Here is a 13629-nt window from a genome sequence, read left to right as displayed (position 1 = left end):
GCGTGATAAATTATTACCCGCCGGTTTTTTGGTAGACGTTTTCACAGTAGCATTAGAAAAAGGTGAGAAGGACATATGACGTTTCCTATAGGCAGGCGTGCCCAATCGTGTGTACATGACAAGAGCATCAAGGTAAGGGTTAGAACGACTGATAAATAAAGGTGACAATACGATGCAGCTAAATGATGCAGCTAAATGATGTTGCTAAATGATGTTGCTAATTAAACGCTTCTTGATGGATCGTTTTAAATGGTTTTTGATACTAAAAAATGCATAATTGATTGAGATAAAATGCTCTATATTAACATATTTTCATAAATGACAGCCAAAAGCTGTCTGCTCATCTTTCTAAATACATCATAAGTGACGCTTCATAATAAAAAACAAGATACATTTTTGCTATGTTATATGATTACGTGTCTAGGTAATCTACAAGAAATTGTATAGTCTATGACTATCAGATTTAACGCTCGTTATTTGATATCCACTCATTTAAACCAACTTATACTAAGGAGACCCCATGGCAGGTGGCAGTCTATTACTATTGCTTGATGACATTAGTCTATTGATGGATGACGTCTCTGTCATGACTAAGGTGGCGGCTAAAAAAACAGCGGGTCTGGTAGGCGATGACCTAGCACTCAACGCCGAACAAGTGACTGGTGTCAAGCCCAGCCGTGAGCTGCCTGTCATCTGGGCAGTCGCCAAAGGCTCTTTTATTAATAAACTGATTTTAGTGCCCGCTGCCTTATTAATAAGCACCGTCTATCCACCGTTAGTGACGTTATTGTTAATGTGCGGTGGGCTGTTTTTGGCCTACGAAGGGGCGGAGAAGGTCATTCATAAGTTTTGGCCTACCTTATTGCCGCATGATGAAGAGCAAAATGCGCGCCGGCAAGCCAACGCCGATGAAACGGTCGATTTGGTCGCCTTTGAAAAGCAAAAAATAAAAGGGGCGATTCGTACCGATTTTATCTTATCAGCTGAAATCTTAGTCATCTCTTTAGGTGCAATAACAGCAGCTGGGGCCGGTATCTTAGAAAAAGCGGTGGTACTATCGATTATTGCTATTGTGGTGACTGTCGGCATTTATGGCCTAGTTGCAGGTATTGTAAAAATTGATGATGCCGGACTACATTTGATCGAGAAGCCAGATGCTAGTGCGGGTACGCGTAAGCTTGGTGAATTCATGCTGGCTGCTGCGCCAAAACTAATGAAGTTTTTATCGATTGCCGGTACGCTGGCGATGTTCTTAGTCGGTGGTGGTATTTTAGTACATGGTATTGGCTTTTTAGAGCATGGCGTAGAAGACTTAGCACATCTAACAGGGGTTTTTGAGAGTGCGACCACTATGTTATTAAATGGCCTGGTTGGTCTAATTGTCGGTGTAATAGTGGTCGCTATTATTACTGTCATTGGTAAAATACGAAATAAAGGCTAAGACGCACCTGCTGCCCATTAAATAAGTAGCTGATTAAAACACGTTCAGTCAAGTATAAAAAAGCCCCAAAGTTGCTGACAACTTTGGGGCTTTTGCTTTTAGACTGATTATACTAGCTTCCGTTATCTGAGCTATCTGAGCTATCTGAACTATTTGAGTTATCTGAACTATCTAGGTTATCAGTACCAGACTCTATTTTTTCGGCTTGCGTGGGTTTTTTATGATCAGTCTTAGGCTTACGACTACGTGCCTTTGGTACTTTAGGAGTCGTTAAGTTAAACATACCCATTTGTGGCAATAATTGCTCAGCCACATTTTCGATCATATTTTTATAACTGGCTATGGTCGTTTTTGACTTGTTTACCTGACTGTCCTCTTTGGCAGATTCCTCTACTAGCGACTGATCAGTTTGAGGTTGTTCCGCTTGTACAACGTCATCCGCCTCAACTGTCACGTCGTAATCTTGATCAAGATGTAGCTGTTTCTCGCTATCAGCACTGATATCATCTGCCTGCGCCTCACTGGCTAGTGCAGTCGCTTCAACATCATGAGCATCGATTTCATGAACTGTTTCAACAGAGTCTTGATGCTGAGCATTATCTTGACTGCGCGGCTCATTTTGCTCTGCAGGCACATCTGCACGACTCACCTCGTCACTAGGAACATTTAATACAGCCTGCTCCTGTTGCGGCTCTTGATAGTCAGAATGCTGACCACGGGGATCATTGCCAGCGCGTTTGCTAATCGCACGCGGTTCAACGGCTGTTTTACCTTGCACTGCGGCAAATTGGCTGACGGCTTGAGTCATCACCTCAAAGCGTGACAGATAATCAGCTGTCAGTGGCTGATAGCCATAGTTGCTAAAGTTGAAGTGACTTAAATTGACATAGCTGGAGTCAGCGTTATTGTTATCAGCTTCGTCATTTTTAGCATTATTACTATCAACAGCAGCGTTATCAGCTGTAGATTGAGCTTGTGATGTGTGCAGCGCAATAGCAGCGATGAAACAGTTAATCACACCCTCATCTGTCAAGCGCGCTTGCGCCTCTGGTAAGGTCGCATGAATAAACTCACCAACCGTACCGCGAATAGCTGGTACATTTACCACTGCTTGCTGACCTGCTGATACCACTGGTGTCGCTTGTGGTTGAGTCTGCTGGCTACGTACAACACGTGGGTCATTACTGGCTTGACCGAACTTATTAGCCGTCACATAATGTTCAGAAAATAAGGCCTCATGAGTAAGCTCAAGCGGGGCGCTACTATCGACGTTATTGGCTGCCGGGCTATTGATAGTATTGATAGCATCATCAGTAGCAATGACCTCAACCGTATTATTATCGCTAGTCTGACGACTTTCAGGAACAGCTGGTAGCGTCTCTGCTTGAGCTGCTACTGGACTTGGGCTCTCAGTACCAGTATCAGTATCAGTATCAGACATTGGTTGCTCAGCTACAATCGGTTTGCTGTCCGTAACTTGACTGTCACTGATTTTACTGTCTTCAGAAACGTTAGACGGTGCTGCATCTTTAGTAACGTCGTCCTTCGTCGCTTCAACCCTATCATTATCAACTTGAGTACTTTCAGCTTGAGTGCTTTCAGCTTGAGTGATAACAGCCTGCGAGCTACCGACAGTTTTGCTATCCGTATCGGCTTGCTGCTGATCAGTATTTTGTTGATCAGGGCTTTGCTGGCCGGCTTTATTAGCTTCTAGTGCAGCACTTTCTGCTAGAGCATTTTCTGCTAGAGCACTGTCGACGCTTTGCGTGTCAGTATTTTGCTTGTCAACGACTTGTTTCCCAGCTGAGTGGCGCGACGCCTGTCCAGACTTACTATCATCTAAAGATAAATGTACCACTTCTGGTGGCTTGAGTTTGGCGGACGCTTCGCTGACCTGCAACGTCACTTCATTAGGGTCTTGGCTGCGGCGAGCGCTAGGCTGGCTTTTGCTGCTGGTAGCCTCAGTAGTCGCTAGTTGTGCACCTTGCTTAGCATTAGCATCAGCGGTTAAGGTCTCACCACGCTCAAGTTGGCCACGTGAGCTACGTTGACTGTGCGGCTTACGCTTAGCACGGGTTTGCTCTTCGCTCGAACTGCTGTCTTGCTGATTGGCGTCATTACGGGCTGCACTGTTACGATCAGAGTCGTTGCGCGCGCTCTCGTCACTACTACGTCCATTGTCTTGACGATTGTTACGGTTGCGATCGCTATTGCGTCTGTTGTCAGGCTGACGATTAGCGTTGCTGTCCGACTGTTTATTACTATTACTACTAGCGTTACTGCTATCTATCTTATTGTCACTCTCTGCTTTATTGTCGGTATCGCTGCTATCACTACTAGCCGTCTCATCGCGCTGATCTCTTCTTTGATGCGGTTTAGAAGATCTTGACTTGCGTGGCTTGCGTCTTCTTCTATCATCGTCATTGCTGTTGTCATCAGGATTACTACTGTCGACGTTACTGTTGCCAGTACTACTGCTACTAATGTTACTACTGTTGTCATTAGTAGTGTTATTACCGCGCGCTTGCTGACGATTAGCATTGCTATCTGACTGTTTACTATCTGACTGTTTATTGCCATTAGGCTGGCTGGTCTGTGGTGCTGATGAACTCTGAGCACTGCTCAACGCATTGCTATCGACTTGACCAAACGAGCCCAAGCTTTGTGCGCCAGTATTGACTAGTGCCTCGATGGCTTCAGCGGCATCACGACTACTGACGCTATGCGCTGTTTGTGCTTGCGGTGCTTGAGCAAATAGATTGGACAGCCAAGCGACGGCTTGTGGCTTGGCGGCAGTGTCTAAGATAGCGGCTTGAGCAGCGACAGGAGCAGCATTTTGCGCCTGATTGCTTTGCGCCTGATTAGTTTGAGCTTGGTTATTTTGTGCGTTACCGTTTTGTGCTGTACGGTTTGTCGAGTTCTGCTCATTCGCATTGTTATGGTTGCGTTGGTCATTGCTACCAGGAGTAGGGTGCTGATTAGCCGTTTGACCGTTATTGCTTTGGCTGTTGGTATTTTGGCTGTTGGTACTTTGGCTGTTGGTACTTTGGCCATTAGTACCTTGGTTATTAGTACTTTGGTTATCATTTTGATTGTTATTTGGCTGTGGTGCTCGGCTGCTCTGCTGGCCAGTTGACCGACTATTTTCAGTATCCGATACTTGACGTGGTTGGCGGGTCGGCTGCTGTTCAGGGCGCTCTTTTTCCGCAGTTTGCCAGTCAACGTTATAGCCAAGATCACTGTGCTCTTGTTGCTGAGTGTCGGTAATACGTTCATAACTGGTCGGGGCAAAACCATCACGGTTAAAGTGCAGCTTAAAGTTAGGCGACTCCAAATGCGCATGCGGTAAGATCGTGATGCGGGTACCACTGTCTTGTTCGAGGTAGACTAGACTGTCACGTTTTTCGTTCAACAAGAATGCTGCAATGTCAGTAGGCACTTCGGCCTGTACTTCACCTTGGCGCTCTTTTAGGGCAATTTGTTCAATCTGGCGCATAATGGATAGCGATAATGAACGCAAATCACGAATCATACCGTTGCCATGGCAACGTGGGCAAATATAGCCAGTCGATTCTTCTAATGATGGGCGCAGACGCTGACGGCTCATCTCCATCAAACCAAATTTAGAGATATCCCCAAACTGGACGCGCGCACGATCATATTTAGTTGCATCAATCAGGCGTTTTTCGACTTCTTTTTGATGTTTGTTGTCATTCATATCAATAAAGTCAATGACAATTAAGCCGCCCATATCACGCAGGCGCAGTTGGCGCGCGATCTCATCAGCTGCTTCTAGGTTGGTATGATAAGCGGTCTCGGCAACGTCTGAGCCTTTAGTCGATTTAGCAGAGTTGATGTCGATAGAGACTAATGCTTCGGTTTGGTCAATAACGATCGAGCCACCTGAGGGCAGACGTACTTCACGCTGATAAGCGGTTTCGATTTGTTTTTCAATATTAAAGCGCGAAAACATGGGTTCATAGTCGGTATATTTACGCAGCTTTTCCGCTTGGGTTGGCATTACCGCGTCAATGAAACCAGCGGCTTCAATGTAAGCGTTTTCGTTATCAATCCAAATCTCAGCGATGTCATCACGTAGGTAATCACGTACCGCGCGCGTGACAACGCCTGCTTCTTGATGCACCAAACGTGGCGATGGGTATTTTTGATTTTGTTCTTGAATGGCTTGCCAGATATTAAGCAAATGGTTCAAATCGTGCTGCAAGTCTTCTTGAGTTTTACCGATACCTGCCGTGCGAATGATGACACTCATACCTTTCGCTAAATCTAGATTACTCAGCATACGCTTCATATCTTCACGAAGTTTGCCAGAGATTTGACGTGAAATACCACCACCACGAGGGTTGTTGGGCATTAATACTAGGTAACGGCCGGCTAAAGAGACGTAAGTTGACAGGGCAGCGCCTTTATTACCACGCTCTTCTTTTTCGACTTGGACGATAAGTTCATCGCCTTCTTTGATCAGTTTTTTGATATTTTCGTCGCGTGGATTACCACTGAGATATTCAGCAGAAATTTCACGAATAGGTAAGAAGCCTTGGCGCTGTGAGCCATATTCGACAAATACTGCTTCAAGCGAAGGTTCGACCCGGGTGACATGGCCTTTATAAATATTAGATTTTTTCTGCTCACGAGTACGGTTTTCTAAATCAAAATCATACAGGTGATTGCCTTTACATAAGGCGACACGAATTTCTTCGTTTTGAGTGGCGTTGATTAAAATGCGTTTCATAATAGTATCCTATGAGTACGCATAACAACGACAAGACTGTTTTCGTGGCAGCAGCAAGCAGGGCTAATATCAAGATTAGCTGTAGATATTAGAGGCGATTTAAAAGGTAATAAATAAACTAAAATGGCTATTTTATAATGGTTCGTTTGTGTGACGGTTACTCATTATTTTTAACCTATAACTGTCAACCTAAATTCGTTGTTGAGACTGTTCAATGAGACCAGACAGTTTGTAAGGCTGCGATGGCTTAGTTCATATTTGTCATAAGGACAAAAAACGGGTTAGGTATAAAACCTAAGCGTTAAATAATTGTTTCTCAACACTCATAGCTCAAGTAGCAAGCTAATATTTTAAACTTATCTTTGATATAAGTTGTAAGCCTATATTAGAGGTAAGACCTGCTTTTATTGCTAAGACAGGGTGGCAATATCAAGGTCTTTATAACGCTGGCGCTATAAAAATTATTACATAGCCAAAATGAGCAAACGAATTATCATTGGTCCAGGTTAACTTATTTAGGTTTAGCCTCTTTATCTATCGTTCTATCTTTTAAATATCATTAATACCAGTGTAAGCTGTAGTTAGGGTGTTGCTGCGCTGTCATTCAACGGGGCGTACTTGGCAAACAGGATAAGTAACCGGCTTATTAGCACGGCATCGTGGCACTTATCTAATATCGTGTCACTTATCTAAAAGTCATTCAAATATCATTATCTGTTTGGCCGCCAATTTCAGGCAACGGTACATTCCTAACATCAAGCTATCATCACTTGCTCAACTGCGCTTGCCAATTAACGTTGCAAAAAATATGCAAATCAAGTCGTGGTCATGCGCTAAATGAGTAATTTGTATGTTGTTATCGCTTGATAAATGGACATTTTGTTCATGTTATTCATACGATTATCTGTGGTATAAATACCAGTTGTTAGGCTTTATGCTATATTTTATCAGACATTTTGCCTTAAAAATTAGATGAAACGTACAATCTAGCATGGTATATAGTATTTACCTCGTTACTAGCAAGTAGTAAAGATGGCAAGGGGCTACTTGAAACAATGAGGATTATTGCCGCAACCTATGCGCAATTGGCGCTCAACATGCTAAACTATAGCAAATCTTTGTGTAAATACCTAACTAAAAATGACAAACTCTAAAACGATTACCGACGCACCCGTCCATGAAGCCCCTGGCATCTTTAATAGTAAAACCCGTCCGCAAAGCGCTGACGATGAGATAAGTAACTTCGAAAAAGTTAATTATCTTGAAGTGACCCGTCATCAGCACGATCAGCGAGTGGATAACTTCTTACTTAATCGCTTAAAAGGCTTACCGAAACCGCATATTTATAAGATGATTCGCTCAGATGAGATTCGAGTCAATAACAAGCGCTGCAAAGCCCATGACAGATTGCATCGTGAAGATGTTGTGCGGATTGCCCCTGTAAAGTTAGCCACCCGTGACAAGCCGATTATCAGTACTGAGTTTGCCAAAAGCTTACTGGCGCGCGTGGTCTATGAGGATGATGGACTGATCGTATTAAATAAGCCTTCAGGCATCGCCGTACATGGCGGTAGTGGACTTGACTTTGGTGTTATTGAAGCCATGCGTGAAGTGACGAATAAAAAATATTTAGAACTGATCCACCGTATTGATAAAGACACCTCAGGGTTGCTCATGATCTCTAAAAAGCGCTCGACGCTCAAAAGCTTACAACAGCATCTTATCGATAGAACTATCCAAAAGCATTATTTGTGCCTAATAAAAGGGCAGCCGGCAATGAACGAGCAGCGTATTGATGCGCCGTTACTGCGCTATACAGTCGCTAGTGGTGAGCGCCGGGTCAAAGTTGATCCTCAAGACTCGCAAGCTAAAGAAAGCCAAACCGATATTGTGGTACATGGCCGGTTTATGGTTGCCAGTCAGCCGGTAAGTCTGGTAGAAGCCAAGCCTTTGACTGGACGCACCCATCAAATCCGGGTGCATCTCGCACATATCGGTCACGCCATTTTGGGTGATAATAAATATAATGTCCATGACAAATCAGGTGTCCATCGTCTGTGCCTACACGCATGGCGCTTGGATATTCCAGGTTATGAGCCGATTATTGCACCACTACCGGAAGACGTCGCCGCCTTGTTGCCAGCAGACGTTGAGCTGCCAAAAGTATAAGCCGCTTATTTTAGGGTTTTAGCAGTGATTGTTTCAGCCGTTACTGCTATGCAAGAGTTATTGTGAAAACATCATAGCTTGAGGTTAATATATGAGTCAGTCAAACGTCAATAGCTCAGTTAAGTCAGAGGTTGCCACAGAGTTATCGTCTATGGACACTATGAATATCTTAGCCGATAAAACACTGATCATCTTTGATTGGGATGGTACGTTAATGGACTCCATAGGCTTGATCGTTGAGTCTATGCATATTGCCGGAGCAGCGCATGGTTTTCATACCACTGACCAAGCGGTAAAAGATATCATTGGTCTCAGTCTGCTGACAGGGATCGATATTTTATATCCGGATGCTACTGATGAGCAAAAGCTAGCGATTCAGCACAGCTATAGCGACTACTACATTCCTAATAGCCATCGCACGCCGCTCTTTATTCATATAGAAAAAATGCTACAGACTTTGCGAAATCAAGGCAAGCAGCTGGCAGTGGCAACCGGTAAAAAACGACGGGGACTTGATCGGGTATTGGATGCATCTGATAGCCATCACTATTTCTCGGTAACCCGCTGCGCTGATGAGTCAGAGTCTAAACCCGACCCACAGATGCTTAATGATATTTTGAATTATACGCAAAAGCAGATAGCTGATGCGGTATTTATCGGTGACAGTATCTACGATATTCAGATGGCAAATAAGCTGGGTATGACCAGTATCGCGGTTGATTATGGTACGGCAACTCACGAAGATCTAGCCGCGCAGCATCCTACTTATCAAGTGGATACGCCGCAAGGTTTATGCACTTTATTGTGTATTCAATAGACAATACGCGCCCCAAAATGTAGTCAGTAAAATTTAGCAAACGAAAAAGGGCGGTATCGCTAATCGACTATTAGCGATACCGCCCTTTTTCGTTTGCTTATTCTGCGTCTTTTGGTTCATTGCCCGCTTGCTGACTGGTTTCTTGCTCAGCACTTTCTGTTTCAACACTGTCTGTTTCAACGATGTCTGCTTCAGTACTGTCTATGCTATGACTGTCTTGAGCTATACCGTCTTGCTCGATATAGTATTGCTCGTTAACAGCGGGTTTAGTGACTTTTTCTTCACCAAGTTTATATTGGTACCAATTTCCCATCACGCCAGCCAGCTCATCAAGACCTTCTTTTCTAAGCGCCGAAAATAGTTGAATGGTACAGTCTAGCCCTAATTTTTTCAGAGCTTGGCGAGTATTGAGTAGCGCATTTTTAGAGGCCCCATATTTGAGCTTATCCGCTTTGGTTAGCAAGATATGTACGGGTAGATTGCCAGCTTTTGCCCAAAACAGCATTTGCTCATCAAAGAACTTTAATGGATGGCGTATATCGGTCATTAATACCAGACCTGCCAAACTTGAGCGTGATACCAAGTATTCTTCTAATTCCACTTGCCATTCTTTTTTCATTTCCAGTGGTACGGCAGCGTAGCCGTAGCCTGGCAAATCGACCAGCCGCCTATCGGTATCGCCAATATTGAAAAAGTTAATCATCTGCGTGCGTCCGGGGGTCTTGGACGAACGAGCCAACTGTCGCTGATTGGTCAGTGCGTTGATTGCTGATGACTTACCCGCATTCGAACGACCTGCAAATGCCACTTCCAATCCCTCGTCAGGTGGACAGAGACGGAAAGTAGGCGCCGAAGTCATAAACTCAGTTTGTTGTATGCGTTGACGGGCTTTGGTGTTAAACGCCGCATGTTCAGCGGCGACATCTTTAAACGGGGTACTCATAAATGACTCGTTAACATTCAAAAATTAAAAATAAAGTTAAATATAGTAGCGAAGGGCCTTAAGTAAAAATGCCCTAAATAAAAAGGATCTTAAATACAGAGGTCCTAAGTAAAAAAATATTAAAGAGTTGTTTTAGATAGATACAGTATGAGAGGTTTGCGGTCAAAGAAGTGACCGTTTAAAACCACTCACAGTGTCATACTATTACTTATCTTCCCTATTGCAATACCTGCTACTAACATCATATTAGTGATAGCATAACACTAAAATGTACAGTCGCTTAGCAAAAGTTACGGGCTTAATTAGGATGTTTTACCAAAGCTAAACCTGATTCGTCTGTATTAATATGATATATATTGTTACAATATTGGTTATACGAATGGAAGGAGGTGTCTTATGCATTTAATCACCATACTTTTCGCCAAAACAGGTCGCGCTTTGAGCGTTAGTATTGCCGCGTTGGTCATCAGTGCGGCAACGATCAGCAGTGTTGCCGCCGCTGACATTCCGACCATTTATAATGATGCTTGTGCCGCTTGTCACGATAGTGGCGCGCTAGGTGCCCTCAAAAAAGGCGACGCCAGATGGCAACAGCTCATACAGCAAAAGGGCATGCCCGCATTGGTTCAATCTGTTAAAGGTGGCATGATTCAAATGCCAGCAGGTGGATTATGTGACAATTGCAGCGATGAAGATTATCGCAAGCTAATCAATTATATGAGTCAGTGATAAGTACGAGTAAAATCAGCAAATAAAAGCGTGAATAGATAGGGTAAAGCGCAGGTTTCACTAACTTTATGCGCTTTTTGTTTTTTTGCAGGGCACGCTACCGCATGGCCAGTAGAAAAACCTCTAGAGGCTACGATTAACTGGGCAAATATCTCAAAGTCTTGCTATAATAATTGAAAATAAACCCTGATATTAGTAAGTACTTTCGGGTTGCTTGTGGTAAAGACCTCAAAATATATGGGTTACCTCGCTATACAGTAGGTTGACGCATATCGAGTGTCTTGTTAAGACAATCACTCTAAATAATGCTTACGTCGAGCCAGTAGGATCTGTATCAATGAAAAAGTTAATTGCTGCCGCCAGCTTATGTGTTGCCAGTTTCAGCGTACAAGCTGCTATGACTGTTCCTGAGTATGACGTTACTGCAGGTAAAAAAATCGTAGAAATGCAATGTGCCGCCTGTCATGGTGTCGACGGTGTGAGCGTGGTTCCTTCGCAGCCTAATCTTGGCGGTCAAAACATTAAGTACGTATATAAACAATTGGTCAACTTCAAGGCAGGCTACCGCAAAAACGGTATGATGCAGGCGCAGGTGGCTAATTTATCCCAGCAAGACTTAGCCGACGTGGCAGGTTACTATTCTGAACAGGCGCCTTGGGGCGTCGGTTTTGGTAATCCGGCGACTGCCACAGAGGCCTCTAAGTTGTTCTTAGGTGGTGATAAGTCACGTAATGTGATTGGTTGCGCTGGCTGTCATGGCCCAGATGCCGCGGGCAATATCTGGGCTGCGTTTCCGCGTCTAGGTGGACAGCATACTCTGTACATCTCAACCCAGCTTAAATTGTTCCGTGCTGCGGGCCGTAACGATGATATCGATAGTGAAGATCAAAAACGCGTCAACGATGCCGGTAAAGAAGGCGAAATGGGTATGATGCAAACCGTAGCGTCAAGATTATCAGATCGTGATATTCGTATTTTGGCGGACTATGTGAGCGCCATACACTAATTAATTACGCTTTAATGATCGTCACAAAGCACCATTATCTAGATGTCCTTGATCATAGCTCAGTCATTACTTAGTCACTAAACCCCGATTTCGGGGTTTTTTTATAGCTGCAGGTCCCCTATAGTATAGATAGTGATATAAGTTCTAGTTGTTATGACGGGTATCAACGATAGGGGCTATCATTTGCTGTTTTTATTATTAACGTTATTCACTTTTGCTCGTTTGGATTGAGATTATGATGATCCGCTATGCCTCTTATTTTATCGCTACGCTTCTGCCACTATTGCTATTTAGATGGTTTGCACCGGCTTCAATCGGTGAGATTGATTTTTGGTTACTGTGGTTGTTAGCTATGGTGCTGGTATCGTTACCAGTAGTCTATGCTGAGATAGCACTAGCATACCGTAGTACCGAAGCGCCGATGGCAGGCATGCAAAAACTCACTCGCGAGGCAGATGTGAGTCCATTATGGCGTAGTTTTGGTTGGTTGGCAGCGATAGTATCTATCCTCATTGCCGCGCTAGTGATATCAGGTGCCAGTAATGGCATATTGTCTGCACTCACTGAGCTTGATAGTGCGCCGGCTGTGCCAAGCTTTGCCGTTGCTGGTGGCTTAATGGTCATTGCTTTGCTGTTAAGCTTATTGGGTGTGGCACCGTTGCCGATTGGCTTAGGCTTGATGATCGTAGGCTTGATAGTGGGTGTCGCAAACGGTTTACCGCAGATTAATTTTGCCATGACCAATATTAGTTTGAGTGAATGGGGACGTGCAGTCGCCTTAGCACTAGTCAGTGTTGGCGCAGGTACAGGACTGTATTGGTTCGGTCAGCATCTAGTGACCAAGCAGACCATAACAGCAGTAGAACCGGACCACTATAATACCTCGCCATCTCGTGCGCCAAGTGGTTCTAATACTTATCGCGCCACTAAGTTGGTGCTACCCATTTGGATATTACAGTTGGTGGTAGGCGTTATCGCCTTATTAATTAGCGGTTTGAGTCTGCCTCCTATCGGTCAGCTACTATATTGGGTAGGGGTATTATTCGTCGCCAGCTACCTGCTTCACTATGGCGCTCAGCAGTTGGCGCATAAATTTGGACTGTTGGTCAGCTTAGTGATGACCTTAGGCATAGGGCTGCTATTAGTGATTGCGATACCGACCACTTGGCTGGTTGGGTTATTGGTCGTTATCAGCAGTGTGGCCGTGCTATTATTATCTGTTTTTGCCGGCTGGCGCATGAAAGTTAGCCATTTGCGCAAGTCTCTAAATTTCAGCAACGAAGCGTTATACAATCTGTGGCGAATAGCAATCCGGCTGATTGTGCCATTAGCGTTGATTTTAGCCTTGATAGGTTGGATTATTCAATGGTTAAGCTAGTGGCTGGTGATACTGATACGGTGGTTAGTAGTGATAATGAAAACATCGAGCCGAAATCTCAGCAGGTAGAATTAATTACCGTATATTTAGCTTATGCTGAAGACGCGCAGCGCCAACATTATTTAACCTTACAAGTAAGTCATGGGGCAACGCTATACGAGACATTGGTGCAAGCGGGCTGGTTGGTTCAGTTTACAGCGTTAGCATTATGGTGTGAGCAAGTGGCGAATATCACTACGCCAACTGCTAAATTATGGCACGTAGGCATCTATGCACAAAAGCAGCCGCTCAACTATCAGCTACAGCCCTTTGACCGTATTGAAGTTTATCGTAGCTTGAGCGCTGATCCGATGTCTCAGCGCAAAAGTAAATCAGGTGGTTAACGGTTAAGCA

9 protein-coding genes are annotated in these 13629 nt (G+C 44.2%); 7 read left to right on the top strand and 2 right to left on the bottom strand.

Features of this window, described 5'->3' with window-relative positions; translation table 11 throughout:
• The first annotated feature begins 520 nt into the window (after nucleotides 1-520).
• Nucleotides 521-1441, top strand: a complete 921-nt coding sequence (locus RCH20_RS05285) for a DUF808 domain-containing protein (RefSeq protein ID WP_209955550.1) — start codon at nucleotides 521-523, stop codon at nucleotides 1439-1441.
• Between the two features lie 112 nt (nucleotides 1442-1553).
• Here RCH20_RS05285 and RCH20_RS05280 read toward each other — a convergent pair whose 3' ends face one another.
• A complete protein-coding gene (locus tag RCH20_RS05280; RefSeq protein WP_327192829.1) occupies nucleotides 1554-6194 on the bottom strand; it encodes an Rne/Rng family ribonuclease in 4641 nt (1546 codons plus the stop codon).
• A gap of 1140 nt (nucleotides 6195-7334) precedes the next feature.
• Here RCH20_RS05280 and RCH20_RS05275 point away from each other — a divergent pair.
• Both RCH20_RS05275 and RCH20_RS05270 read left to right on the top strand, forming a co-directional pair.
• Nucleotides 7335-8363, top strand: a complete 1029-nt coding sequence (locus RCH20_RS05275) for an RluA family pseudouridine synthase (RefSeq protein ID WP_327192828.1) — start codon at nucleotides 7335-7337, stop codon at nucleotides 8361-8363.
• Nucleotides 8364-8514: 151 nt separating this feature from the next.
• Nucleotides 8515-9180 carry an HAD-IA family hydrolase gene (locus tag RCH20_RS05270; protein WP_327192896.1) on the top strand — a complete coding sequence of 222 codons (666 nt, stop codon included), beginning with the start codon at nucleotides 8515-8517 and terminating at the stop codon, nucleotides 9178-9180.
• Nucleotides 9181-9277: 97 nt separating this feature from the next.
• On the opposite strand, the gene yihA is transcribed toward RCH20_RS05270, so the two are convergent.
• On the bottom strand, nucleotides 9278-10123 hold the full coding sequence (gene yihA, locus RCH20_RS05265; RefSeq protein ID WP_327192827.1) for a ribosome biogenesis GTP-binding protein YihA/YsxC: 846 nt from the start codon (nucleotides 10121-10123) through the stop codon (nucleotides 9278-9280).
• A gap of 396 nt (nucleotides 10124-10519) precedes the next feature.
• On the opposite strand from yihA, the gene RCH20_RS05260 reads away from it, so the two are divergent.
• The 4 genes from RCH20_RS05260 to RCH20_RS05245 all read left to right on the top strand — a co-directional run bounded on the left by RCH20_RS05260 (nucleotide 10520) and on the right by RCH20_RS05245 (nucleotide 13619).
• Nucleotides 10520-10852 carry a c-type cytochrome gene (locus RCH20_RS05260; RefSeq protein ID WP_209955541.1) on the top strand — a complete coding sequence of 111 codons (333 nt, stop codon included), beginning with the start codon at nucleotides 10520-10522 and terminating at the stop codon, nucleotides 10850-10852.
• Between the two features lie 337 nt (nucleotides 10853-11189).
• On the top strand, nucleotides 11190-11858 hold the full coding sequence (locus RCH20_RS05255) for a c-type cytochrome (protein ID WP_327192826.1): 669 nt from the start codon (nucleotides 11190-11192) through the stop codon (nucleotides 11856-11858).
• Nucleotides 11859-12093: 235 nt separating this feature from the next.
• Nucleotides 12094-13236: a hypothetical protein gene (locus tag RCH20_RS05250; protein WP_327192825.1), complete on the top strand. Its 1143-nt coding sequence runs from the start codon at nucleotides 12094-12096 to the stop codon at nucleotides 13234-13236.
• Nucleotides 13224-13619: an RnfH family protein gene (locus RCH20_RS05245; protein WP_209955536.1), complete on the top strand. Its 396-nt coding sequence runs from the start codon at nucleotides 13224-13226 to the stop codon at nucleotides 13617-13619. The genes RCH20_RS05250 and RCH20_RS05245 overlap by 13 nt, the downstream gene beginning before the upstream one ends.
• Nucleotides 13620-13629: the final 10 nt, after the last annotated feature.

It is taken from the genome of Psychrobacter sp. PL15 (genome assembly GCF_035984995.1).
Classification (GTDB): Bacteria; Pseudomonadota; Gammaproteobacteria; order Pseudomonadales; family Moraxellaceae; genus Psychrobacter.
The sequence above is the reverse complement of the archived record's forward strand: the minus strand, read 5'-3'. Positions and strand labels throughout refer to the sequence as shown.

Coding starts and splice junctions, on each gene's coding strand:
- RCH20_RS05245 (WP_209955536.1), top strand. CDS start 13,224: ATGGTTAAGCTAGTGGCTGGTGATACTGATACGGTGGTTAGTAGTGAT.
- RCH20_RS05270 (WP_327192896.1), top strand. CDS start 8,515: ATGGACACTATGAATATCTTAGCCGATAAAACACTGATCATCTTTGAT.
- RCH20_RS05260 (WP_209955541.1), top strand. CDS start 10,520: ATGCATTTAATCACCATACTTTTCGCCAAAACAGGTCGCGCTTTGAGC.
- yihA (WP_327192827.1), bottom strand. CDS start 10,123: ATGAGTACCCCGTTTAAAGATGTCGCCGCTGAACATGCGGCGTTTAAC.
- RCH20_RS05255 (WP_327192826.1), top strand. CDS start 11,190: ATGAAAAAGTTAATTGCTGCCGCCAGCTTATGTGTTGCCAGTTTCAGC.
- RCH20_RS05275 (WP_327192828.1), top strand. CDS start 7,335: ATGACAAACTCTAAAACGATTACCGACGCACCCGTCCATGAAGCCCCT.
- RCH20_RS05280 (WP_327192829.1), bottom strand. CDS start 6,194: ATGAAACGCATTTTAATCAACGCCACTCAAAACGAAGAAATTCGTGTC.
- RCH20_RS05250 (WP_327192825.1), top strand. CDS start 12,094: ATGATGATCCGCTATGCCTCTTATTTTATCGCTACGCTTCTGCCACTA.
- RCH20_RS05285 (WP_209955550.1), top strand. CDS start 521: ATGGCAGGTGGCAGTCTATTACTATTGCTTGATGACATTAGTCTATTG.